Annotated in this window: 23 protein-coding genes; 6 read left to right on the top strand and 17 right to left on the bottom strand. The window is 64.2% G+C overall.

Annotated elements, in window-relative coordinates; all coding sequences use genetic code 11:
* Positions 1-240 (top strand): hypothetical protein (locus BKY26_RS17250; protein WP_211268010.1); only part of this gene is annotated, 240 nt, incomplete at its 5' end.
* 73 nt (positions 241-313) lie between these two features.
* Here the strand turns inward: BKY26_RS17250 and BKY26_RS17245 are convergent.
* Together BKY26_RS17245 and BKY26_RS17240 are read right to left on the bottom strand one after the other, a co-directional pair.
* Positions 314-1,072 (bottom strand): DsbA family protein, encoded by a 759-nt coding sequence (locus BKY26_RS17245; protein ID WP_071691616.1) that lies wholly within the window; start codon positions 1,070-1,072, stop codon positions 314-316.
* 2 nt (positions 1,073-1,074) lie between these two features.
* Positions 1,075-2,397 carry a M48 family metalloprotease gene (locus BKY26_RS17240; RefSeq protein ID WP_071691615.1) on the bottom strand — a complete coding sequence of 441 codons (1,323 nt, stop codon included), beginning with the start codon at positions 2,395-2,397 and terminating at the stop codon, positions 1,075-1,077.
* A gap of 52 nt (positions 2,398-2,449) precedes the next feature.
* Between BKY26_RS17240 and BKY26_RS17235 the strand changes: the two genes are divergently transcribed.
* A complete protein-coding gene (locus BKY26_RS17235) occupies positions 2,450-3,601 on the top strand; it encodes a pyridoxal phosphate-dependent aminotransferase (protein WP_071691614.1) in 1,152 nt (383 codons plus the stop codon).
* Here BKY26_RS17235 and BKY26_RS17230 read toward each other — a convergent pair.
* A complete protein-coding gene (locus BKY26_RS17230) occupies positions 3,579-4,517 on the bottom strand; it encodes a hypothetical protein (protein ID WP_071691613.1) in 939 nt (312 codons plus the stop codon). The two genes, BKY26_RS17235 and BKY26_RS17230, sit on opposite strands and share 23 nt — an antisense overlap.
* A 204-nt stretch (positions 4,518-4,721) precedes the next feature.
* Between BKY26_RS17230 and BKY26_RS17225 the strand changes: the two genes are divergently transcribed.
* Positions 4,722-5,900 (top strand): N-acetylmuramoyl-L-alanine amidase, encoded by a 1,179-nt coding sequence (locus BKY26_RS17225; RefSeq protein ID WP_227435082.1) that lies wholly within the window; start codon positions 4,722-4,724, stop codon positions 5,898-5,900.
* Positions 5,901-5,946: 46 nt separating this feature from the next.
* Here the strand turns inward: BKY26_RS17225 and tyrS are convergent, their stop codons facing one another.
* The gene (gene tyrS, locus BKY26_RS17220) at positions 5,947-7,200 is read right to left on the bottom strand and encodes a tyrosine--tRNA ligase (protein WP_071691611.1); all 1,254 of its coding nucleotides are present in this window, start codon (positions 7,198-7,200) and stop codon (positions 5,947-5,949) included.
* A 54-nt stretch (positions 7,201-7,254) separates the two neighbouring features.
* Between tyrS and BKY26_RS17215 the strand changes: the two genes are divergently transcribed.
* On the top strand, positions 7,255-8,355 hold the full coding sequence (locus BKY26_RS17215; RefSeq protein WP_083431498.1) for an anhydro-N-acetylmuramic acid kinase: 1,101 nt from the start codon (positions 7,255-7,257) through the stop codon (positions 8,353-8,355).
* On the opposite strand, the gene BKY26_RS17210 is transcribed toward BKY26_RS17215, so the two are convergent.
* The 9 genes from BKY26_RS17210 to BKY26_RS17170 all read right to left on the bottom strand — a co-directional run bounded on the left by BKY26_RS17210 (position 8,344) and on the right by BKY26_RS17170 (position 16,582).
* A complete protein-coding gene (locus tag BKY26_RS17210) occupies positions 8,344-9,234 on the bottom strand; it encodes a fatty acid desaturase (protein ID WP_071691609.1) in 891 nt (296 codons plus the stop codon). The genes BKY26_RS17215 and BKY26_RS17210 overlap by 12 nt on opposite strands.
* A 1-nt stretch (position 9,235) precedes the next feature.
* On the bottom strand, positions 9,236-9,655 hold the full coding sequence (locus BKY26_RS17205) for a cupin domain-containing protein (protein ID WP_071691608.1): 420 nt from the start codon (positions 9,653-9,655) through the stop codon (positions 9,236-9,238).
* Between the two features lie 97 nt (positions 9,656-9,752).
* Positions 9,753-10,682, bottom strand: coding sequence for a sterol desaturase family protein (locus BKY26_RS17200; protein WP_071691607.1), 930 nt, complete (start codon positions 10,680-10,682; stop codon positions 9,753-9,755).
* Positions 10,679-11,071, bottom strand: coding sequence for a hypothetical protein (locus BKY26_RS17195; protein ID WP_071691606.1), 393 nt, complete (start codon positions 11,069-11,071; stop codon positions 10,679-10,681). Before BKY26_RS17195 ends, BKY26_RS17200 begins: the two co-directional genes overlap by 4 nt.
* 65 nt (positions 11,072-11,136) lie before the next feature.
* Positions 11,137-12,135 carry an alpha/beta fold hydrolase gene (locus tag BKY26_RS17190; protein WP_071691605.1) on the bottom strand — a complete coding sequence of 333 codons (999 nt, stop codon included), beginning with the start codon at positions 12,133-12,135 and terminating at the stop codon, positions 11,137-11,139.
* 3 nt (positions 12,136-12,138) lie between these two features.
* Entirely contained in the window at positions 12,139-13,413 is a 1,275-nt protein-coding gene (gene eno / locus BKY26_RS17185; RefSeq protein WP_071691604.1) for a phosphopyruvate hydratase, read from the bottom strand.
* A gap of 181 nt (positions 13,414-13,594) precedes the next feature.
* Positions 13,595-14,188: a hypothetical protein gene (locus BKY26_RS17180; protein WP_131541926.1), complete on the bottom strand. Its 594-nt coding sequence runs from the start codon at positions 14,186-14,188 to the stop codon at positions 13,595-13,597.
* Between the two features lie 4 nt (positions 14,189-14,192).
* Positions 14,193-15,596 (bottom strand): glycosyltransferase family 4 protein, encoded by a 1,404-nt coding sequence (locus tag BKY26_RS17175; RefSeq protein WP_071691602.1) that lies wholly within the window; start codon positions 15,594-15,596, stop codon positions 14,193-14,195.
* 107 nt (positions 15,597-15,703) lie between these two features.
* Positions 15,704-16,582 carry a DMT family transporter gene (locus BKY26_RS17170; protein ID WP_071691601.1) on the bottom strand — a complete coding sequence of 293 codons (879 nt, stop codon included), beginning with the start codon at positions 16,580-16,582 and terminating at the stop codon, positions 15,704-15,706.
* Between the two features lie 161 nt (positions 16,583-16,743).
* On the opposite strand from BKY26_RS17170, the gene BKY26_RS17165 reads away from it, so the two are divergent.
* Complete coding sequence (locus BKY26_RS17165; protein WP_071691600.1) at positions 16,744-17,922, top strand: hypothetical protein; 1,179 nt, start codon at positions 16,744-16,746, stop codon at positions 17,920-17,922.
* Here the strand turns inward: BKY26_RS17165 and BKY26_RS17160 are convergent.
* The 3 genes from BKY26_RS17160 to BKY26_RS17150 form a co-directional block, all read right to left on the bottom strand.
* Positions 17,919-18,794 carry a DMT family transporter gene (locus BKY26_RS17160; protein ID WP_071691599.1) on the bottom strand — a complete coding sequence of 292 codons (876 nt, stop codon included), beginning with the start codon at positions 18,792-18,794 and terminating at the stop codon, positions 17,919-17,921. The two genes, BKY26_RS17165 and BKY26_RS17160, sit on opposite strands and share 4 nt — an antisense overlap.
* 211 nt (positions 18,795-19,005) lie before the next feature.
* Positions 19,006-19,419, bottom strand: coding sequence for a Fur family transcriptional regulator (locus BKY26_RS17155; protein ID WP_071691598.1), 414 nt, complete (start codon positions 19,417-19,419; stop codon positions 19,006-19,008).
* A gap of 81 nt (positions 19,420-19,500) precedes the next feature.
* Positions 19,501-20,559, bottom strand: a complete 1,059-nt coding sequence (locus BKY26_RS17150) for an ankyrin repeat domain-containing protein (RefSeq protein WP_071691597.1) — start codon at positions 20,557-20,559, stop codon at positions 19,501-19,503.
* A 225-nt stretch (positions 20,560-20,784) separates the two neighbouring features.
* Here BKY26_RS17150 and BKY26_RS17145 point away from each other — a divergent pair, with 225 nt between their 5' ends.
* The gene (locus tag BKY26_RS17145; protein WP_071691596.1) at positions 20,785-21,681 is read left to right on the top strand and encodes a DMT family transporter; all 897 of its coding nucleotides are present in this window, start codon (positions 20,785-20,787) and stop codon (positions 21,679-21,681) included.
* On the opposite strand, the gene BKY26_RS20320 is transcribed toward BKY26_RS17145, so the two are convergent.
* The coding region (locus BKY26_RS20320) for an endonuclease/exonuclease/phosphatase family protein (protein WP_071691595.1) at positions 21,650-22,157 on the bottom strand (508 nt) is incomplete at its 5' end. The genes BKY26_RS17145 and BKY26_RS20320 overlap by 32 nt on opposite strands.

Here is a 22,157-nt window from a genome sequence, read left to right as displayed (position 1 = left end):
GCCCCGGCCGAGGAACCGGTGGCAGAGAGCGCCCCGGCCGAGGAACCGGTGGTTGAGGCGGAACCAGAAGCGCCCGTAGTGGAAGAGCCTGCCGCAGAGGGTGGCTCTGAACCTGAGCCCGCGCCAGAGGAAGAGACTGGAGAAGCGCCCACGCCTGAGCCGGAACCGGCTGTCGCCGTGGCAGAGGAAGCGCCCGCCGACGATCGCCCGAAGAAACGTGGCTGGTGGTCGATGGGCTAAGCCCTGCTGTCTGATATCAAAAGAAAAAGCCCCGGAGGTGATCCGGGGCTTTTTTGGTCCAGCTGCGAAGAGCTTAGTTGGTCTGGGACCGGATTTCGGCCGCCAGTGCCGCCATGCCCTCATAGGGCAGGTAGCCGCGCAGCAGTTGGTCATTCATCACGAAGGTGGGCGTGCCCGATATCTGAAGAACCCCGGCCAGCGCATGGTTCGCGGCGATCACCTGATCCACTTCGGGCGCGTTCATGCCTGCAAGGATCACGTCGGCGTCGAGGTCCAGCCCTTCGGCCAGACGGTGCAGGCTGTCTTCGGTGACGTCCCCGCGCATCTGCATCAGCGCCACATGCACCAGTTCATAGGCATCGTCGCCGATATTCTGGCGGGTCGAGATGGCGAAGCGCGAGGCCATCACGGATTCGTCTCCGAGAATGGGGAATTCTTTGACGATGTAGCGGATATTGCCATCCGAGGAGATCAGCCGCTCCACATCGGGCTGCGCCCGGCGGCAATAGCCACAGCGGTAGTCCATGAACTCGACCAGCACGATATCGCCATCGGGGTTGCCGCCTTCCCAGTCGAACTGGCTGTTGAACAGCGCCTCGGCATTGGCCAGCACCATGGCCTGATCCTGAACGGTTTCGGCCTGCGCCTGGCGTTCTTCCAGAACGGCGATGGCTTCCAGCAGCACCTCGGGGTGTTCCAACAGGTAATCGCGGATCTCGGCGCGGAAGGTGGCGCGTTCGGCATCGCTCATGTCGGCGATCCCGTCAGCGGCCAGCGGTGCGGCGGTGAGCGCCGCTGCAAAGGCAAGCGCGGCGGGGGCAAATCTCTTCATGTCTATCTCCGGTTCAAGACGGTTTGGGCAACACCTAGCACATCCTGCGCGCGCAGAAACCCCGGGCTGCCCTGCGGCAGAAGGCCCGAGGCGCGGTTGGCGTGGATCTGGGCATCTTCGAAACGCCCCTGAAGGGCATAGCGTTCGGCAGTGGCGACCGAGGCCATGCCGTTCTGGCCAAGACGGGCATGGGCAAGGCCAAGGTCGCGCAGCAGGCGCGGGTTGAACGGGTCGCGGGCGCGGGCGCGGTTCAGCACCTCCAGCGCCTGACGGTTGCCCGATGCGGTATCGGCGGCCAGCAGCGCCCGGCCATATCCGGCAAGGATCAGCGGTTCGCGCGGGGCCAGTTCCACGGCGCGGGCATAGGCGCTGACCGCATGGGTATAGAGCCGCGATTCATACAGGATCTGGCCCCGAAGCTCGTGGTAATAGGCGTCATCGGGGCGCATGGCGACCAGCGCATCCACCTCGGCCATCGCCCGGTCGGTATCGGGCTGGCGGTGATAGGCGATGGCCCGGCGCAGGCGGGCGATCTCGGAATTGTCATTGCGCCCCACTCGTCGCAGGGTCCAGCTTGGCGCGCGCAGGAAGGCGGTCAGCTTGCCCTGCAGCCGTTGATACCAATAAAGGGTGCTGTTGTCGGGGTCGACGGCGTCCAGCCCGGCCACAAGCGCCCTGACGGAACGCAGGCGTTCCCGCGTCAGCGGGTGGGTCAGCAGGTAGGGGTCCTGGCGACCGACCGACAGCGCCTCCTGTCCGCGAAAGATGTCCAGAACGTCGAGCATCGCCGTGGCATCGACCCCGGCCGAGATCATGTATCGGATTCCCGCCGTGTCGGCGCTGGCCTCCTCGGCGCGGGTATGGGCGAACAGCACCCGTTGAGCAGAGGAGGCCGTACCAGCCAGAACCCCGAACCCGGCAGAGGAATCCCCCGACGCAACGCCCGCCGCGACCCCAAGCAGCAGCCCGATCCGTGCCACCGTGTTGGCATGACCCACATTTGCAGCGCGGCGGGTGAAATGGCCGCCAGCGATATGGGCGGCTTCATGGGCAATGACCGCTTGCACCTGGGCGGGCTCTTCCAGCCGCATCAGAAGGCCCGAGTGGATGAAGATGTGATTGGTATCCACGACGAAGGCATTCAGGGAACTGTCATCGACCACGATGATCCGCACCGAACTGGGCAGGCCCGCTGCCCGCAGGATCGGGGCGGCCAGCGCCTGCAAACCGCGTTCGATCTCGGCGTCGCGAATGATTGTCTGCGCCTGCGCCGCAAATGAGGACAGGAGCAGGACAAGCGCCGTCAGGCGGGCGAGAAGTGACATTGACCTTCCTGTCTTTGACTGCTTCAACCGGGCACAGCTTAAGGAGAGGTCAATGCGATATTCAAGGCGCTCGGGCGTTGATCCCTTTATCGTGATGGATGTGATGGAACAGGCGCGCGCGGCGGAAGAGGCCGGGCGCCATGTTATCCATATGGAAGTGGGCCAGCCGGGGTCGGGCGCGCCTGCTGCTGCCCGTGCGCGTCTTTCCGCCGAGATGGAGGCGGGGCCGCTCGGCTACACGGTGGCGCTTGGGCGGCCCGACCTGCGCGCGGGAATCGCCGCACTCTATGACGAGTGGTATGGCGTCGAGCTGGACCCGGCGCGCGTGGTGCTGACGGCGGGCGCCTCGGGGGCGTTCATCCTTGCCTTCACGGCGCTTTTCGATGCGGGCGAGAAAGTGGGCCTTGGCGAGCCGGGCTACCCCAGCTACCGCCAGATCCTCAAGGCGCTGAGCCTGGAGCCGGTCGGGTTCCAGACCACGCCCGAGAACCGCTATCAGCCGGTGCCGGGCGATCTGACCGATGACATGGCCGGACTGATCGTGGCCTCGCCCGCCAATCCCTCGGGCACGATGCTGGACAAACCCGCGCTCGGTGCGCTGGTCGGGGCTTGCGCGGATCGCGGCATGGCGCTGATTTCCGACGAGATCTACCACGGGCTGCAATACGAGGGCCGGGCGGTCAGTGCGCTGGAATGTTCCGATGACCTCTATGTGGTCAATTCCTTTTCCAAGTATTTCTCGATGACCGGCTGGCGGCTTGGCTGGCTGGTGGTGCCCGAGGATCACGTGCGCATCGTCGAACGGCTGGCGCAGAACATGTTCATCTGCCCGCCCCATGCGGCGCAGGTCGCCGCGCTTGGCGCGCTGTCGCCCGAGGGCCGGGCGGAGCTCGACGCGCATCGCGACGTCTACACGGTCAATCGGCGGCTGATGCTGAAGGGGCTGGCGAAAGCGGGCTTCGACAAGGTCGCGCCCGCTGACGGGGCGTTCTACGTCTATGCGGATGTGTCAGAACATACGGATGACTCGCTGGCCTTCTGTGCCGAGATCCTGCGCGAGGCGGGGGTGGCTGTCACACCGGGGCTGGATTTCGACCCGGTGCGCGGCGCGACGACCCTGCGCTTTTCCTATGCCCGGTCGACAGCGGATATCGAAGAAGGCATCAGTCGGCTTCAGGGCTTCATGGCGTCCCGGTCGTCTTGAACAGGCGTGACAGGATCGACAGGGGGCTGCGCTGGCGCTGATTGTAGATGGCCAACGAGGGAACCCCCTCTGCGGCATCCAGATAGGCCAGCGCATGATCGGCGCCGAAATCGTTGATCCAGAAGCCGATCGCGGTCAGCAGGTTGAAATGGTCGTGCATCTCGACAAGGGTGTATAGCGTTCCGCCCTCAACCGGTTCGAGCCTTTCGAAGATTTCCGACCGGCTCTTGCGGCCTTCCAGCCGAACGACGGCCTCCGACTGCCGGGTCAGGCGATCTTCATGCAGGATGCGATAGCGATAGCTGTGGGCCTGCCGCGCGATGGCAAAGCTTTCGCCACTGGGGGCATCTGCCTCGTAGCGAACCGGGAAGAACCCGTCCGCCTCTTCGGGTCCGCAGACCCGACCGGCAACCGAGGTGCCTGGAAGCGGGCACAGTGCCCGGCGCACCCGGTCCGGCGAGGCGGGGCAGAACACGCGCGTGTGATGGGTGCGCTTGCCCATTGGCAGGTTCTGGCCCGCATAGACGAGCACGGCCATCACCAGCAGCCAGACCATGAACCATGCCAGCGACATCAGCAGGATCGCCATGTGGTCGCTGATCCCGCCTGCGACGACGGACGCGCCCGTTACGGCAAGTTGCAGATAAGGCGTTGCCAACAGCAGCAATGCGAATGCAATCGAGGCGGTCAGCGTGTCGATCCATCCACCGGGAAAGGCCACCGCCGCGCTGGACACGATTCCCCCCCAGACCAGCATCAGCAGGAACAGGTTCAGCGGATCCCGGAACAGGTTGTCCGCCGGAGAGACCACCAAAGACAGGCAGGCCCCCGCCACAACCACCAGAACTGACAGGGAAATCAGACGGCGCAGCCGGTAGATCCGGTAGGCGGCATGGTGCAGAAGTGTCGGTTTCATGAGGTTCTCGACAGTGCTGGGTTCAGGGTGAGACAAGCCTGCCGCCGCTTTGCGGGAAGAATATGGCAGGTCCCGCGCGATTTCATGAAACTTGCGGTCTTGCGTGGCTTGGGGCAGGCGCAGGGACCTGTTATCCTGCCCTGAACAGCATCCTTCAGCAGGCCGCAGATGATCCGCTTAGTCCTTGTATTAATGTCGTTTTTAATGGTTCCCCTGCCCGCTGCGGCGCAGGATCTGCGGGCGCTTGCGCGGGTTCTTGCCGAAGGCAGCCGTCTGGAAGATGACGGGCGCGAGGTGGTGCTTGACCTTGCGCTGACCCAGGCGGTGCCATACCGGGTTTTCGTGCTGGATGACCCCGCCCGCGTCGTGCTGGATTTCCGGGAGGTCAACTGGGCCGCTCTTGGCCCCGAACTTGACGCCTCCAGCCAAGTCACCGGCCTTGCCATGGGCCGGGGCGACGCGGGCTGGTCGCGCATGGTGCTGACGCTCGAAGGCCCGATGGAAATCGTCCGGGCCGGGATGCAGACCGATGACAGAGACGGCACGGCGCAGGTGCAAGTGCGACTTTCGCCGGTATCGCAGGCCGCGTTTGCCGAGCTTGCCGCCCGCACCCCGCCCGGTGTCCGTCTGCCCCCGGTGCCGGTGGCTGACAGCGCCTTGCCGGTCCGGGCCGAGGGCGGGCCGATCATGATCGCGCTCGATCCCGGCCATGGCGGGGTCGATCCCGGCGCACAGCGGCGTGGGCAGGACGAGGCGGATTTGATGCTGATCTTCGCCATAGAACTGCGCGAAGTGCTGCTGCGGTCCGGTCTTTTTGACGTGGTGCTGACGCGAGAGGGCGACTGGTTCGTTTCGCTGCCCGAGCGGGTGACCATTGCCCGCAGCGCCGGGGCACAGGCCTTTCTCTCGCTCCATGCGGATGCGCTGGCCGAGGGCAGGGCGCGGGGGGCGACGGTTTACACCCTGTCGGAAACCGCCTCTGACGCCGCGTCGGAAGCATTGGCAGAGGCCCATGACCGCGCCGACCTGCTGGCCGGGGTCGACCTTGCGGGCAGCGATGACGAGGTGGCGGGCGTGCTGCTGGACCTTGCAAGGCTGGAAACCGCACCCCGGTCTGCGGCTTTGGCCGATCACATCGTTGCCGGGCTGGACCGGGCGGGCGCGAACCTGCACCGTCATCCTCGGCTGGAGGCGGGGTTTTCGGTGCTCAAGGCCGCCGACATCCCGTCGGTTCTGGTCGAGCTCGGGTTCATTTCCGACCCCGAGGATCTGGCGAATCTTCTGGATGCCGATTGGCGCGCGCGGGTACAGGAGGCGATCCGCGATGCGCTGGTGGCCTGGGCCGCAGAAGATCAGGCCCAGAACGCCCTTTTGCGCCAGTAGCACCGCCCTGAAGGCCGGTGTTACGAGGGCGCAAATGCTTTCGCGATCAGTCTTTCAGGACCACCAGAGCGTGACGCTTCTTGCCCGCTGACAGCTTGATCGGCTGGCCGAGATCGGATGCGCTGACGATCAGGCTGGTGTCGGTGATCAGCTGGTCATTGAGCCGCGCGCCATTGTCGGTAATCAGGCGCCGCGCCTCCTTGCCCGACTTGGTCAGGCCCGAGCGGGTGATCAGCTGCACCACCGGCAACCCGTCGCCCAGATCCGCCGCCGTCAGGGTCAGGGTGGGCAGGTCGTCGCCCATGCCGCCCTTCTCGAACACCTCGCGCGCCGTGGCTTCCGCCGCCCGGGCCGCTTCGGCCCCGTGCAGCAGCGTCGTCACCTCGTTGGCCAGCGCGATCTTGGCTTCGTTGATCTCGGAGCCTTCCAGCGCGCCAAGGCGGTCGCAGTCCTCCACGGGCAGCTCGGTATAGAGCTTCAGGAACCGGCCCACATCCGCATCGGTCGTGTTGCGCCAGAACTGCCAGAACTCGTAAGGCGAACGCATTTCAGCGTTCAGCCACACCGCGCCATCGGCGGTCTTGCCCATCTTCTTGCCGTCCGAGGTGGTCAGTAGCGGCGAGGTCAGCCCGTAGATTTCATGATCCAGCACCCGGCGCGTCAGGTCGATGCCGTTGACGATATTACCCCACTGATCCGACCCGCCCATCTGCAACAGACAGCCATAGCGGCGGTTGAGTTCCAGGAAGTCATAAGCCTGAAGGATCATGTAATTGAATTCGAGAAAGCTGAGGCTCTGCTCGCGGTCGATCCGCGATTTCACGGATTCGAAGGACAGCATCCGGTTGACGGAGAAATGCCGCCCGATATCGCGCAGGAAGTCGAGGTAGTTCAGATCGGCCAGCCATTCGTCATTGTTCAGCATCAGCGCATCACTCGGCCCGTCGCCATAAGTGACGTATTGCGCGAAGACCTGCTTGATCCCGGCGATATTGTCGTCGATCTGTTCAGCGCTCAGCAGCGGGCGTTCATCGGCCCGGAAGCTGGGGTCGCCCACCTTAGTGGTGCCGCCGCCCATTAGGGTAATGGGCTTGTGCCCGGTCTTTTGCAGCCAGCGCAGCATCATGATCTGGATGAGAGATCCGACATGCAGCGACTTCGCCGTTGCGTCGAAGCCGATATAGGCCGGTACCACGCCCTTGATCAGAGCTTCGTCAAGGCCCTGATAATCGGTGCAGTCGGCCAGGAAGCCGCGCTCGATCATCACGCGCATGAAGTCGGATTTGGGGTGGTAGGTCATGTCTCGTCCGTCCAATGATAGGAATGGCGGCGTGATAGCGGGAAGGACGCGATGATGGAAGGGCCGATATGGGTTGCGGGTGCAATGTCGGGCACGTCGCTTGACGGCGTCGACGCGGCGTTGCTGAAAACCGACGGGCGGCGCATCTTCGAGTTTGGCGACACGCGCTATCGGGCCTATCGCGATGAGGAGCGCGAAGTGATCCGCGCGGCTTTGGGCCGCTGGCCGGGAGAAGACGGCGTCGAGGCCGCATCGGAGGTGGTCGAAACCGCCCATGCCGCCGTTCTGTCGCGGCTTTCCGGTGCCGAGATGATCGGCTTTCACGGCCAGACGCTCGCCCATGATCCGCGCGGGCGGGGCACCCATCAGGCGGGCGACGGGCAGGTTCTGGCCGATGTGCTGGGGCTGCCGGTGGTCTGGGATTTCCGGTCGTCGGACGTGCAGCTTGGCGGCGAGGGCGCGCCTCTGGCACCCTATTACCACTTCGCCTGTGCGCAATGGATCGGGGCGGAGGAGCCCTTGGTGTTCCTCAACCTCGGGGGCGTGGGCAACCTGACCTGGGTCGATCCGCGCCTGGACGGGCCTGAAAAAGAGGGCGCGGTTATGGCCTTTGATACCGGGCCGGGGAATGCGCCTCTGGACGACCTCTTGCGTGCCCGGCGTGGCGTGGTGCGAGACGAGGGCGGCGCGCTGGCGCTGTCCGGCACGCCGGATCGCGGGACGGTGGCGGCCGCGCTCGCGCGGCCATTCCTCTCGCGGATGCCGCCGAAGTCCCTCGACCGGAACGATTTTTCCGATCTGGCTGGCCGCGTGTCGGGCTTAAGCGACGCTGATGCCGCCGCGACCCTCGTGGCCGTGACCGTGGCCTGTGTGGCCGACGGGATCACGCTGTGCCCGACGCCGCCCGCGCGGGTTCTGGTCTGCGGCGGCGGGCGGCATAACGTGGCGATGATGCAGGGGCTGGCAGAGGCGCTGACTTGCCCCGTGGTGCCGGTCGAAGAGGTCGGCCTCGATGGCGACATGCTGGAGGCGCAGGCCTTCGCCTTCCTCGCCGTGCGGGTGATGCGGAAGATGTCGACCTCGGGACCGATGACCACGGGCGTCGCCGCGCAGGTGGGGGGCGGGCGGATCAGCAGGCCACGGTCAGCGTCTTAGCCCGTCCGCGTAGTCTTTCGCGAAGGCCGGGTAGCTGGGCGATGTGCTTTGCAGAAGCGGTGCCAGATCGCGGTTCAACTCCGGCAGTTTGTGGAAGGGCACATTGGGGAAGCTGTGATGCTCCGCATGGAAGGGCATGTTCCACGCAATGAAGCGCACCGGCCAGCCCGCATAGGTGGTGCGGGAGTTTTCCAGCATGTTGGCCACCGGCGGGCAGCGGCCATGTTCAGCCAGCAGGTAAAGCCTGAGGAACGGTTGGCCGATCAGCGACGGCACGATCCAGAGCCAGAAAGCCAGCGAGGACCAGAGGAGGCTGAGGGCAACAAGTGCGTAAATCGCCAGCAGTACCCGCGCCTCACGCTGCATGGCGCCATGCTGGCGGGCGGGCAGGTAGGGCGCGGCGATCCTGCCAAGGGCGTTCCGCCAGAGCGTCCCCGCCATGCCGCGCCAATAGCCCCATCCGCTGAGGTAGATCAGGAATTGCCCCCATGTCTCCGGCCTCGGCCCGTGCTCCAGTTCCGGGTCGCGCTCGGGGTCGTTTGTGTGTTTGTGGTGGGCAAGGTGGAAATAGCGGAACCATGTGAAGGGCAGCATCAGGGGCAGGCTGGTGGCATGGCCCACGGCATCGTTCAGCCATCGCGTCCTGAACGGCGTGTAATGGGTGCATTCATGGCTGAGGGTGAAGAGAAACACTGTCAGGATGCCAAGCGGCAGCAGCGCCAGCCACCAGCCGGGCCAGCCCATGAGGATTGGCAGCGCACATACAGCCAAGGCCGCAACATGCCCGACAATATGCAGCAGGCCCCGAAGGTCGGATCGTTCCTGCAACGCCTCTTTCCGGGCGGCGGGCAGAGCGGCGAGGGCGGCTTTGTGATCCATCTCAGCCCCGCGGGATGTCGAAACCGGGGGCGGCCAATTCGAACCCGTCGAACCGGAACCCGGGGGAAACCGTGCAACTGACCAGCGTGTAGTCGCCCGTCGTCCGCGCCGCCTGCCAGTGATGTGGCGGCACGAGGATCTGCGGGCGGCCTCGGGTCAGATCGGGCGTCAGAAGATGGTCTTTCGCGGGACCGTCATCGGTTTCGCTGATCGACAGGACCAAAGGCGCGCCCGAATGGTAAAGCCAGATCTCGGCGGCATCGACCCGGTGCCAATGGCTGGCCTCGCCCGCTTTCAGCAGGAAATAGATGCAGGTGCCGGTGGGGCGGCCATCGTTTTCCGCCACCCAGGTCTGCCGGTAATGCCCGCCCTCTGGGTGCGGTTCCAGCGAAAGCGTGGCAATGATCTCGTCTGCGGTCATGGGGCCCCCTTGGTTTGGGATGAGCCTATTCGAACGCTGCAAAGAGGCAAGGGGCAGGGGTAGAGGTGGGCAAACTGCCCACCCTACGCGGGCTGGCTCAGTCGAAGCCCGGCGTGCCCCGATCCTCGGGGTGGCGCTGCAGGTGGCTCGCCTTGATCCCTTCCGATGTCTGGCGGCTGCCATCATGGCTCCAGCCCGGGGGCGCGACGGCATACATGAGCCGCTCGCGCAAGGTCAGGCCGCGCTGCGTCATGTCCTTGAAGATGCCCACCCATTCGTGAAAGGCCACGCGCAGCGGGTTGAAGGTGCCGAGGTTATGGACGAGGCCGTAATCGACGCGCTCTTCCTCCAGCTCTGGCACGAAGGAACCGAACATGCGGTCCCAGACGATGAAAACGCCCGCGTAGTTGCAATCGAGATAGCGCGCGTTGCGGCCATGGTGGACGCGGTGGTGGGAGGGCGTGTTCATCACGGCCTCGACCCACCGGGGCAGTTTGCCGATCGCCTCGGTGTGAATCCAGAACTGGTAGATCAGGTTCAGGGCACCGACGAACAGCACCATCGCGGGATGGAACCCCAGAAGGATCAGCGGCGCGCGGACGACCATCATGAAGGTGAAGGTATAGGTCCAGGTCTGGCGCAGCGCCGTGGTCAGGTTGTAATGCTGGCTGGAATGGTGGTTCACATGGCTCGCCCAGACCCACCTTATGCGATGCCCGAACCGGTGCACCCAGTAATAGCGCAGGTCATCCAGCACGAAGCAGAGCGCCACGACCCACCAGGCGGTGCCCAGGTCCAGCGGCGTGATCTCCCACAACACCATGAAGAAGCCCCAGGCGATGAAGCCGAGCGCGATGCCGCTGGCCACGTTGCCCGCGCCCATGATCAGCGAGGTCACCGCATCGCGGGTTTCATAGCGGCCGCCCTTGCCCCTGAGGGTGATCCACAAGAGTTCGACAAGGATCGCGGCGATGAAGAAGGGGACGGCGTATTGCACGACATCGGGATAGGTCAGTTGGTCGGTCATGGTCTCTCCGACAGGATCTGTTGCCAGCGGGCGCGCGCGGCAGGGTCGAGCGCCACGTCGAGGCGCGGGGCGGCGAAATCGTGAAACAGGATGCGCAAGCCGCCGGGGGTTTCCCGGATCTCGGCACCTTCCAGCCGGTGCGCGCAGCTATCGGCGCCAAGGGCGAAGACGATGCCGGGGCCGTGGTCGGTTTCAATGAGGGCGGCGGTGCCATCGGGGGCAAGATGTGCGGCGGTGACGGTATCCTCTGGCCAGATGCGCAGCCAGGCGGTTCTGGCCTCGGCGTCAGAAGTCAGGTGCAGCGGGCGCGACAGGCCCAGAAGATGGGTCAGCAGGGCGATCAGGCCGATGCCGCCCACCACCAGAATGATCAAGATATGAAGGGGCATGGCCCGTCTCCTCCCGCCGCGTATCAAACCGGGCAGGGGGCGGGGCTGTCAAACATGGCGTGGCGTCAATTTCCGGCGCCGAGGAAGCTGCGGATCTCGGAGAGCACGGCCCCCGGCGCGTCATCGACCGTGTCATGGCCAGCATCGGGGATCACGGCAAGCCGTGCGTCCGAATAAAGCGGCAGATGCCCGCGCTGGTGGTCTTCGCCGATCCATGTGGAGCAGGCCCCCGCGATCAGCAGGACCGGCCCGGAAAAGCGGAGCGCATTGCCACCAAGCGCGTCAAAGCCCGCAGGCCCGGCGCGGCTGGACACCGCCTGACCCGCGATCCCGCCCGCGCGCCAGGACGGGCTGTCATAGCTTTCGCCGGGGCAGGCATAGCCGGTCAGGGGATCGGAGGCGAAATAGCCCATCATCCGGCCAATTAGGTAATCCTGCGCGGCGGCCTCGTCCGGCCCGTCCACATGGGCCGACTCAAACCCGGTGCGCAGCCCGCGCCACAGCATGACGGGTTGGCGGATGATTTCCTGTGACCGCGTGCCCCAGGCTTCGGCTTCTACTGCCGACAGGAAGCCCGGTTCGATCAGCACGGCGGCGGCGACCCGATCAGGATGCGCGCCTAGGAAGGCGCTGGCCAGCATCGCGCCCCAGCTATGGCCAATGAGGATCGCGGGGGCGTCGGGGCTGACAAGGTCCAGTACGCCGTCAAGCTCTGCAAGATGGGTCTGAAGCGTCAGCGCCTCGGCGGGCACCCGTTCCGACAGGCCCGCGCCGCGCTGGTCGTAGAAGGTGACGTGATAGCTGTCAGCGAGTGCCTGCAAGGGCAGGAGAGAGCGGTAATCCGCGCCCGGCCCGCCGTGCAGCACGACAATCGCCGGATTGGCCGGGTCGCCGAAGCTTTCGGAATGGAGCGTGACCCCGCCCACCTCGATCCGGGGCAGGGCGGGATCATCTGTGACGGTGGCGGGCACGGGGTACTCCCCCATGGTCCCGACATAGAGCGCCCCCACTGCAACCAGCAGGAGCGCGATCAGAAAGCCTATGCCGCGAAGAACCCGCCGCATCGCTTAGCGCAGGATGGAGCGGCCAGCGTATTCGGCCGTTTCCCCCAGCATTTCCTCGATACGGATCAGCTGGTTGTATTTCGCCAGCCGGTCAGACCGCGCCAGCGAGCCGGTCTTGATCTGCCCGCAATTGGTGGCGACGGCGAGATCGGCGATGGTGGCGTCCTCGGTCTCGCCCGAGCGGTGGCTCATGACGTTGGTCATGCGGTTGCGATGCGCCAGATCGACGGCCTTCAGCGTTTCGGACAGGGTGCCGATCTGGTTGACCTTCACCAGCATGGAATTGGCGCAGCCGCGCTCGATGCCCATGGCCAGACGCTTCGGGTTGGTGACGAAAAGGTCATCGCCCACCAGCTGCACGCTGTCACCAAGCCGGTCGGTCAGCAGCTTCCAGCCCTCCCAATCATCCTCGGAACAGCCGTCTTCGATGGAGAGGATCGGGTAATCGGCACAGAGCGCTGCGAGGTAGTCGACATTTTCCGCAGGGGTCAGGCTGATGCCTTCACCCGCCATCTCGTACTTGCCATCCTTGAAGTATTCCGTCGCGGCGCAGTCCAGCGCCAGCATGATGTCGTCCCCGGCCTTGTAGCCCGCTTTCTCGATAGATTTCAGAATGAAATCAAGCGCATCGCGGGTGGAGTTCAGGTTGGGCGCAAAGCCGCCCTCGTCGCCCACGCCCGTTGCCAGCCCCGCCGCGGACAGCTCTTTCTTCAGGGTGTGGAACACTTCCGATCCCATGCGCACCGCGTCGCGGATATTGTCCGCGCTTACAGGCATGATCATGAATTCCTGGATGTCGATCGGGTTATCCGCATGTTCGCCGCCATTGATGATGTTCATCATCGGCACCGGCAGCACACGGGCCGATGTGCCGCCAACATAGCGGAAAAGCGGCTGGCCGGTATACTCGGCGGCGGCCTTGGCAACGGCCAGCGAGACGCCCAGAATGGCGTTGGCGCCAAGACGGCCTTTGTTCTCGGTCCCGTCGATTTCGATCATCGCGGCGTCGATGGCGGCCTGTTCGGTGGCGTCATAGCCCAACAGGTTTTCTGCCAGTTCACCGTTCACGGCGGCCACGGCCTCCAGTACGCCCTTGCCCATGTAGCGGGACTTGTCGCCATCGCGCTTTTCCACGGCCTCATGCACGCCGGTCGAGGCGCCCGAGGGCACAGCGGCGCGGCCCATGGTGCCGTCTTCCAGGGTCACGTCGACCTCGACGGTCGGGTTTCCGCGGCTATCGAGGATTTCGCGGGCGTGGATGTCGATGATGGTGCTCATGGGGATCTATCCTCAAACGAACAGGAATGGGGTCGCGCTGACCTATAGCAGGGGCACGGCGAAAGTAAACCGCCATTGATAGCGCTAACGGTCCTTGTTTTGCTGGGTGCGCCGAGTGTTTGCGCCAACATGGCAAAAAAAACTTCAGAGACACCGTGTGAACAGAAGATGCACTGCTGGATCAGCTTTCGGTGGTCTGGTTTTTGCAGGCTTGGGCCTGCTTGTCATTGTCCGTCAGCAATTGCCAGATCGGCAGATACGGGTTGTCGCGCCCGCCGAGCGGGGTCAGGTCCGGCTCCAGGATGGCATGAAACGCCCTTGCGTTCTTGGTGCCAAAGCGCTCGTCGTCCAGTGGTATGATCCGGCGGCGGACCCTTCCGCAGCCGGGATAGAGTTCCCACATCTTCAGACCTATCTTCGCGCCATGGGCATCGAGCAAATAGCCCGCAAGCACACCGGAATGGGTTGTGTTGTTTTTACTTATCCCGAGCCCTTCTCCACCGTCCCAACGGTCGCTCGGGCGACCATCGCGATGCATGAAACTGGCCACGGGCGTTCCCGGCGGCAAGGTGACGGACATGGCATTGTGGCCCCGGCGCCAATTTCCCACCGTTCGCATTGCGTTTACCGCCACCTTGGGCAGCACCACGCATTCATAGCAGTTCCAATACGCAACATGCGCATCCAGCCAGGCCTGCAGTTCCGGGTCGAACCATCTGACAGGAGAGCCGGGCTTGGCCAATGGCGGACGGGGCGGGAAAGGATGATCGCTCATCGTTTTATCGCTGCTGATCAATGCCGCCTATAAGCAGCGAAAGCTGTCGGACCTGATGCTCAAGCACGCTCATGCCCAGGCCCTTGAGATGTGGATTTGCAGCCATAAAGGCCTTGGAATCGATGCCCGGGGCCGGTTCTCTGCCCTCAAACGAACCATAGCGCAGGTAGTGGTCCAGCGGGTCCATCCGGGTTTGCCCGACATCGGGGTAGGTCATCACATACCAATCCGGGTCGAAAAGCCCGGACTTGCGAATGGTCTCGCGCAGGTTCTCGGGTGACGGATCTTCAGCAAGCCCTTCGGTCATCCCGCTTTTGCGCAAGAGGAGTTCCAACAGTTCACGAACGCGACGTTCATTTGCGGTGGCTTCACGGTGCAGTCGGGCATTTTCCTCGCGCAACCGTTCCAGTTCGGCGCTGTCTTCGTTCGACTGATGCCACATGGCGTCGACATCCACCGCGAGGCCTTCAAGATAGCGATCAAGGCCGCAATCTGCCGGGGATGCCTGCGCGACGGCATCGGCATAGGTGCGAAGAAATGCGTCGATGGCGCGTGGCAGATCGAATTCCCTGCGAACCTGATCTGTGACAGAGGTGATGTCTTCCCGGGACCACGCCTTCAGCTCGGACGCGAGCCATTCGCGATCGAACCGGTCACTTGACGTGAAATATCTGGGACTGAGATTGGCCGCGACCCAGTCTTTCAGGCTGCGCTTGGTGATAAGATGACCGGCCAGCTGAGGGACGATCGGGATCACGGCACACCCGGCGGCCATTGCCTCAAGCGCCGACCGCCCGACGGCAAACGCGATATCGTAGTCGGGCAGGAAGTATTCTGGCCGCGGTCGCGGGTTGTTGAACGCATAGCCAACCTTGGCCAGGCTGAGCCCGTTCGCGTCGCAGGCATCTTCCAGCGTTTTCAACTCTTCCGGGTAGAATCCGCCCTGTCCATAAAGCACGGCCCGCGTCGGCCGGCTGCTCACTTTGCGGACAAACGAGAAGCGCTCACAGTCAACGAAGTTGGGAATGACCACGACCCGTTCGAGCGGGATGTCGCGTTCGCTTGCCAGACGCGGCGCCAGTCGCTGCGAGGTGACAACATAGGCCCGGATGCGATCATGCCGTGGAACCTGTTCCACCCAGGGGCGCGCGCCGTGCCAGCAATAGACCATCGGAACGCCGCTGAACTTGGCGAGGGCCGCCATTGCAGGCAGATGATGCTGGCCATGGATGACGTCGGGCCGCCACGGCAGATCGTCAAGCTTGTCCTTGACCGGAATACCGCTCGGCGTGATCAGTTTAGCGATGCGGCCCGGACGCGGACAATAGACCGCGACTTTGTGCCCGCGGGTGGCAAGAGACCGGGCAAGCTCTGCCGTGAAGAGTTCCGAGCCTCCGAAGCGTTCCAAGGCGCGTTGTGTTATGAGTATCTTCATAAAAAATTCCCCACTTCAGAATGAGACTGGAAGCGGGTGAAAATGTAAACAAATTTGTGTTTTGGTGCGGTCGTGGCCGCTCAGGCCATGCGCGCGGCTCTGCCTATTTGCCGTTCACGCAGGAAGGTATAGATCCCGGTCCCGATGACCAGGGCTGCACCGATCAGCGTCAGCGCATCGGGCTCTTCGCCGAAAACCAGAACCCCCGCCAGGATTGAAAAGACCAGCCGCGTATAGCGAAAGGGCTGCACGGCCGAGGCATCGGCGACCCGCATCGCCTGCACGATGGCGTAGTAACCGCCGACCGAGAACACCAGCGTCGCCGCGATCAGCGCATAGTGTCGGGGTTCGGGCGCAACCATCCTGTCGCCTTGCAGCCAAAGCAGCAGCACGCCCGAGAAGATGACCGACGCGAAGCCCTGAAAGGACACGACCAGAGAGCTGACCTCGGGCACGATGAAACGGGTGGACAAATCCCGCACCGCGATGGCGGCCACCGCGACCAGAACGAAGAGCGTGGCAGGCTCGAACCCGTCGAGGCCGGGCCGGATGATCAGCAGCACCCCGCAGAACCCGACCAGAATGGCGCTCCACCTCCGCCAGCCGACCTGTTCGCCCAGAAACAGGGCCGCCCCCATGGTGATCGCCAGCGGCGTGGCCTGAAACACGGCGGCCACGGTCGAAATGTCGATCAGGGCGAGTGCGGTGATAAAGGCCGTTGCGGCCACGGCTTCGGACAGGGCACGGATGATGGCCGGGCCGCGCCAGGCTGCCCGCGCAAAAAGCGACTGGCGACGAGCGGTGGCGAGCGCCGCAAACACGAGGCTCGCCCCGATCCCGAGCGCAACGAGGATTTGCCCAGTAGGGAACCAAGTGGACAGGTGCTTGATCAGCGCGTCCTCCGCCGTGAAAGCGGCCATCGCCCCGATGATCAGCAAGATGCCTTGCAGGTTGTTCATGATGTCTCCGCGCGTGCTGGCCCTGCAAAGACCATCCGCTGACGAAGCGCAAGGTGAAACGGCCAGCGGTGCGGATCATGCGGTGATGATCTGGATCAATGGGATTTCTTAGGCGGCAGGGCATTATCCGCGTGAGCGGAGGATCTACAGGAGGTCTTGGGATGATCGGCCGACGCGGGTTTTCGGTGCTTTTCCTTGTGTTTGGCCTGTGGCTGGCAGCATTGCCCGTCAGGGCGGAGGTCACGGTACATCTTTTCTGGCAGCAGGGCTGCCCGTTCTGCGCCCTCGCCACGCAGGAGCTGACCCGGATCGCCGATCAAGACCTGGAGCTGACACTCGACCGGATCGAAGTGGGCGGTGTCGAGGAAAACGATGCGCTCTTCCTGTCGGTGGTGGAGCATTTTGGCATCGAAAGCCCCGGCGTACCGCTGGTGGTGATCGGCGGGCGCTACGAGATCGGCTATGCGGGGAACCGGACGCTCGATCAATACGTAACCATGATCAACGCTTGCCGCGATGCGCCTTGCGTGGACGTGATCGCCGATATCCGGGCTGGGGCCGAACTGGCCCCATCTGAGACTCAGCCCGAGGGCATCACCGGCATCGTCACCCTGCCGCTGGTCGGGGACGTGGATCTCTCGGTACTCTCCCTGCCGGTGCTGACCGTGGTGCTGGCGGGAGTGGACGGGTTCAACCCTTGCGCCATGTGGGTGCTGGCCCTGCTGATCGGGCTGCTTATGGGGGTTGCCGACCATCGCCGGATGTGGCTGCTTGGGGCGGTGTTCCTGCTGGCCACGGCGGCGATGTATTTCGCCGTCATGGCGGCCTGGCTGAACGTGGTGCTCTGGATCGGGGCAGTGGCCTGGATGCGGGTGACGATCGGTGTGCTCGCCATTGCGGCGGGCGGGTATTACCTGCGTGAATACTGGACCAACCCCGAAGGCGTCTGCCGCATCACGCCCTCGACCCGGCGCAAGACAATCAGCGAAGCCTTCCAGTCGATGATCGAACAGCCGAGCCTCGTCGTCGCCGCGCTCGGCGTCGCGGCGCTGGCGGTTGGCGTGAACCTGGTGGAACTCGTGTGTTCTGCCGGGATTCCGGCGATCTATACGCAGGCGCTGGCCATGCATGACCTGCCGGGGCCAAGCTACTACGGCTACCTGATGCTCTACCTTTCGGTGTTTCTGCTCGATGACACGGTGCTGTTTGTCGTGGCCATGGTGACGCTGCGCCGGGCGGTGGCCACAGGGCGCTATGCGCGACTGTCCCATCTGATCGGCGGCGTGGTGCTGCTGGCGCTTGGGGCCGTGATGGTGCTGCGCCCGGATCTCTTGGGTTAGGGACGAGGACGCAGACGTTCGCGCCACGCTGCATAGAGCCCCGCCGCAAGGATCAATGCGGTCCCGACATAGGACAGGGCGTCGGGCCGTTCGTGAAAGACGATCAGGCCAAGCACCAGCCCGAAGACCAGCCGCGAATAGCGAAACGGGGTCACGGCAGAGATGTCACCGACCCGCATGGCCGCCGTTATGGCGTAGTAGCCCGCGATGGTGGCGAAGATGGCAAGCCCGAGGGTGGCCCAGTCACCAATTGTGGGCCAGAGCGGCGGGGTTCCGAAGGCGATCAGCAAGGCGCCGGTGGGGACAAGGGCGAAAAAACCGATGGTTGCCACTTGCAGGTTGTCCAGAGAGGCCGGGGCTGCCCGTGTCGCCAGATCACGGATCGAGAGCCCCATAAGCGCCACGATGATCCACAGCGCCTGCGGCGAAAACCCCTCGAATCCGGGGCGCAGGATGATCAGAACCCCGCTGAGCCCGACAAAGATCGACAGCCAGCGGCGCGGGCCGACCTGCTCGCCAAAGACATAGGCCGCGCCCATGGTCACCACCAACGGCCCGGCTTGCAGGATCGCGGTGACCAGAGACAGGGGATTGAGCGTCAGGGACAGGACCATACCGACACCGGCCATGATCTCGGCCACGAAGCGCAGGGCGATGGCGGGATGCCAGATGGCACGCGGCAGAAGCGGCAATCCACGCGCCCGCGTCCAGATCGCAAAGACGATTGTTCCCACAATCCCCATCGTGCCCATGATCTGCCCCGGCGGCACCGCGCCCGACAGCAGTTTGATGCCCACATCACCAAGGGCAAAGGTGGCCATGGCCAGCAGCATCAGGGCAATGCCGCGCAGATTGTCGGAGGCAAGGGGCATGGATGCAGTTCCGTTGTGATCCCTCACTGGTTACGCCCGCTGCCGAGCGGGCACCAGCCGAAAGACGCCAACATGCGAGGGATCGTCAGCTCCAAAGCCATGACAGCGAGTCCAACTGGTGTCCATGCCAGCAGCCCGACAGCGGCGCGCCCGAGAATCCGAGCAGCCGTTTCTGATTAGGGTTAAGCGGCGCGGGACACTGTCTTGGACATCAGCCGTGGCGGATCGGCACGCCGTAAAGCTCCAGCTTGTGGCCCTTCAGCCGATAGCCGAGCTTTTCCGCGATCTTTTCCTGAAGCGCCTCGATCTCGGGATCGACGAACTCGATCACCTCGCCTGAATGCATGTCGATCAGGTGGTCGTGGTGATCACGCTCTGCATCTTCATAGCGGGCGCGGCCGTCGCCGAATTCCAGTTTCTCCAGAATGCCCGCCTCTTCGAACAGCTTGACCGTGCGATAGACCGTGGCGATGGAGATATTCGGATCCTGCCCGCTGGCGCGGTTATAAAGCTCTTCCACGTCGGGATGGTCCGAGGACTCCTCCAGTACCTGCGCGATCACCCGCCTTTGTCCGGTCATGCGCAGGCCCTTGGCCTCGCAGCGCTGTTCGATGGTCTCAGGCATCGGCGGTCCCTCTGGGTCGTCTTGGGGGTGGGGTCTATCCGATCCGGGCATGGGTCGGAAAGCCTTTTTGAAGGTGCTGCGTCAGGAAATCCGGTGCCAGCGCATTGTCTTGAGGGTCAGCGCAAAGCGGTCTGGATTGGCGCGAAAGCCCGGCTCGGTACAGCCGCCCGAGACAATGATCTGCCCGTCCACAAGTTCCGCCCGGTGGCGGTGGATCCAGCCGGGATTGTCGCCCGTAGTTTCGACCGGCGTCACGCGCCAGGTTTTAAGGTCGAGCCGCAGGACGGGCGTCACACCGTCCTGCCGCTGCGTCCGGTAGCCAAGGCAGCCAATGATCAGAATGTGATCGTCGAGCAGCGTCGCGCTGTGGAAATCGGTCGGGGGGAAATCCTCAACCGGGTAAAGGAAATAGTCCACATTTCCGTCACCATCTATCACGCAGACATCGTTGTAGATGCAGAAATCGCTGTCGTAGGAATCCTCGTGTTCACCCGCGATCAGCACGAAGCGGCCATCGGGCAGGCAGGTGACGGTGCGCCCGAAGCGATCGAAGCTGAAGATCGGGTGCATGCCGCGCTGGTCTTGCGGCTCGCGGCCCGACCTCATCGCGCCTTCATATCCGCTGTGAAACGTCTTGATCTGCTGCAAGAAGAAGGGGTTGTCGCAGGGTTGCGGATTGCGGATGCCGCGCTGCGCCGTGAAAAACCTGTCGGGCATGTCGGGGGGCACCGGCATTTCGGGGAGCCGGTCGGTGCCAAGTGCCGCCGGCAGGTCGTCGCGGTCGAAGCGCGTGGCGTCTGCGCCATGCTCCATCAGCAAGCGGATCATATCCGGTTGATCGAAGGCCGCGTCGTAGGCACCGGTGTGGCCGGTCAGCGGATCGGTCGGCGCGGCGCCATGGGCCAGCAGCAATTGGGCGATATCATAGCGGCGCCAGCCAATGGCACGCGCCAGCAGGCTGCCCGTCGAACCGTAGTCATCGGTATGGACGCCGTTCACCTCGGCCCCTGCCGCAAGCCTGTCGTGAATCTCATTCCAGGCCAGTTGCAGGATCTCGCGATCCTCATGGGTGGTGAATCTCTCATCGGTTTCCAGCACCACCAGAAGGGCGCTGGCCAGCATCGGGTCGGGGGCTGTCATGGATCCGGCTCAAGCTCCGGTTCGTGGCCTGCGCGAGAGGCCAGCGGGTGGCTCTCCGCTCCGACGGACCCGGCCAGCACGTCGAGAGGGCTGATCTGCAAGGGCGGCATGGCAACGTTTCCTTACGGTACGAATGGTATCTTTGAATATCACGGGCAAGCGGCGCTTGACACTGACCATGGGTCGGGTCTTGTGGGCGGATGGTTCACTTGTGAAGGACAAGGCATGGAGCGCAAGACCTCGCTGGACATGTTCGGGATCCTGTCCCTGACCGGGTTCGCGGTGCTGCTGGGCGTCAATCAGGTGGCGATCAAGCTGGGCAATGGCGGGTTTCAACCGGTCTTCATGGCCGGGATCCGATCGCTTGGGGCGCTTTGCGTCCTGCTGCTGTGGATGCGTCTGCGCGGGGTGGAGTTTCGCATCCGACCCGGCACCGTGCCGTCCGGGATCTTGCTGGGTGTTCTCTTTGCCATCGAGTTTTCCTGCATTTTCTTCGCGCTTGACCTGACAACGGTGGCGCGTACCTCGATCCTTTTCTACACCATGCCGGTCTGGCTGGGCTTCGCTGGGCATTTCCTGTTGGAGGGCGAACGCCTGTCTCCGATGAAGCTGGCCGGGCAGGGATTGGCGGTGCTGGGTGTGGCCATTGCGGTGCTCGACCGGGGTGGCCCCGGCGAGGCGTCGCTTTTGGGGGACGCATTGGCCCTGTTGGCCGCAATGTGTTGGGCGGGGATTGCGCTGCTGGCCCGTGGGGCGCCGGTCAGCAAGACCCGGCCCGAAATGCAGCTGTTCTGGCAATTGGCGATCTCGGCCCCGCTGCTGTTGATCCTGTCGCTGTGGTTCGGGCCCTTCATCCGCGATTTCGAGATCTATCACCTTGGGCTGCTGATCTTTCAGATCGTCTGCATCGCCTCATTGGGGTTTCTGTTCTGGTTCTGGCTTTTGTCGATCTATCCGGCCTCCAGCGTTGCCTCGTTCAGCTTCCTGACACCCATTCTGGGGGTGATCCTGGGATGGGCGCTGCTGAGAGAGGAACTTGGGGCAAGCATCATCATGTCCCTGACGCTCGTCTGCCTTGGGCTGATCCTGATCAACCGTCCCGCGAAAGATCGGCCCAGATAGGCAGATGGTCCGAGGCACGCCCGGCCTCGCCAGACCGGCACACGCCCATGTGCCGAACACGAAGCCCCGGTCCCGTTGCAATCCGGTCCAGCGCGGCGACGGGGCGGCGGGCGTGAAAGCTGCGGCCGGGATTGTGGACTGTGAAATACGGGTCGAGCGGGGCAAAGCCTTCCTGCGTGGCCCATTCGTTCAGATCGCCAAGCAGCACCGTTGGTCCATGATGGCGGAGGTTCAGAGCCGCCATGATCTGCGTCATCTGCCGCTGCCGGTCACGGCGGCGCAGGCCAAGATGGGTTGCCACCACACGCAGCGGCCCCGATGGCCCGGTCAGATCCGCAATCAGCGCGCCACGGGGTTCCAGCCCCGGCAGCGGCAGGCGATGCAGATGCACCATCCGCCAGGATGGGGCCAACAACAGCCCGTTGCCATGCCAGCCAAGGCTGACCCTTGTGTCCGCGACCGGGGCGGGAGACAAG

The organism is Nioella sediminis, assembly GCF_001879695.1.
Lineage (GTDB): Bacteria > Pseudomonadota > Alphaproteobacteria > Rhodobacterales > Rhodobacteraceae > Nioella > Nioella sediminis.
Note: the sequence above shows the minus strand (reverse complement) of the source record. Positions and strands in the feature narration are given on the sequence as shown.

Bases quoted from the DNA above. Each gene is read 5' to 3' on its own strand.
- BKY26_RS17245 (WP_071691616.1), bottom strand. From the start codon at position 1,072: ATGAAGAGATTTGCCCCCGCCGCGCTTGCCTTTGCAGCGGCGCTCACC.
- BKY26_RS17240 (WP_071691615.1), bottom strand. From the start codon at position 2,397: ATGTCACTTCTCGCCCGCCTGACGGCGCTTGTCCTGCTCCTGTCCTCA.
- BKY26_RS17235 (WP_071691614.1), top strand. From the start codon at position 2,450: ATGCGATATTCAAGGCGCTCGGGCGTTGATCCCTTTATCGTGATGGAT.
- BKY26_RS17230 (WP_071691613.1), bottom strand. From the start codon at position 4,517: ATGAAACCGACACTTCTGCACCATGCCGCCTACCGGATCTACCGGCTG.
- BKY26_RS17225 (WP_227435082.1), top strand. From the start codon at position 4,722: ATGGTTCCCCTGCCCGCTGCGGCGCAGGATCTGCGGGCGCTTGCGCGG.
- tyrS (WP_071691611.1), bottom strand. From the start codon at position 7,200: ATGACCTACCACCCCAAATCCGACTTCATGCGCGTGATGATCGAGCGC.
- BKY26_RS17215 (WP_083431498.1), top strand. From the start codon at position 7,255: ATGGAAGGGCCGATATGGGTTGCGGGTGCAATGTCGGGCACGTCGCTT.
- BKY26_RS17210 (WP_071691609.1), bottom strand. From the start codon at position 9,234: ATGGATCACAAAGCCGCCCTCGCCGCTCTGCCCGCCGCCCGGAAAGAG.
- BKY26_RS17205 (WP_071691608.1), bottom strand. From the start codon at position 9,655: ATGACCGCAGACGAGATCATTGCCACGCTTTCGCTGGAACCGCACCCA.
- BKY26_RS17200 (WP_071691607.1), bottom strand. From the start codon at position 10,682: ATGACCGACCAACTGACCTATCCCGATGTCGTGCAATACGCCGTCCCC.
- BKY26_RS17195 (WP_071691606.1), bottom strand. From the start codon at position 11,071: ATGCCCCTTCATATCTTGATCATTCTGGTGGTGGGCGGCATCGGCCTG.
- BKY26_RS17190 (WP_071691605.1), bottom strand. From the start codon at position 12,135: ATGCGGCGGGTTCTTCGCGGCATAGGCTTTCTGATCGCGCTCCTGCTG.
- eno (WP_071691604.1), bottom strand. From the start codon at position 13,413: ATGAGCACCATCATCGACATCCACGCCCGCGAAATCCTCGATAGCCGC.
- BKY26_RS17180 (WP_131541926.1), bottom strand. From the start codon at position 14,188: ATGAGCGATCATCCTTTCCCGCCCCGTCCGCCATTGGCCAAGCCCGGC.
- BKY26_RS17170 (WP_071691601.1), bottom strand. From the start codon at position 16,582: ATGAACAACCTGCAAGGCATCTTGCTGATCATCGGGGCGATGGCCGCT.
- BKY26_RS17165 (WP_071691600.1), top strand. From the start codon at position 16,744: ATGATCGGCCGACGCGGGTTTTCGGTGCTTTTCCTTGTGTTTGGCCTG.
- BKY26_RS17160 (WP_071691599.1), bottom strand. From the start codon at position 18,794: ATGCCCCTTGCCTCCGACAATCTGCGCGGCATTGCCCTGATGCTGCTG.
- BKY26_RS17155 (WP_071691598.1), bottom strand. From the start codon at position 19,419: ATGCCTGAGACCATCGAACAGCGCTGCGAGGCCAAGGGCCTGCGCATG.
- BKY26_RS17150 (WP_071691597.1), bottom strand. From the start codon at position 20,559: ATGACAGCCCCCGACCCGATGCTGGCCAGCGCCCTTCTGGTGGTGCTG.
- BKY26_RS17145 (WP_071691596.1), top strand. From the start codon at position 20,785: ATGGAGCGCAAGACCTCGCTGGACATGTTCGGGATCCTGTCCCTGACC.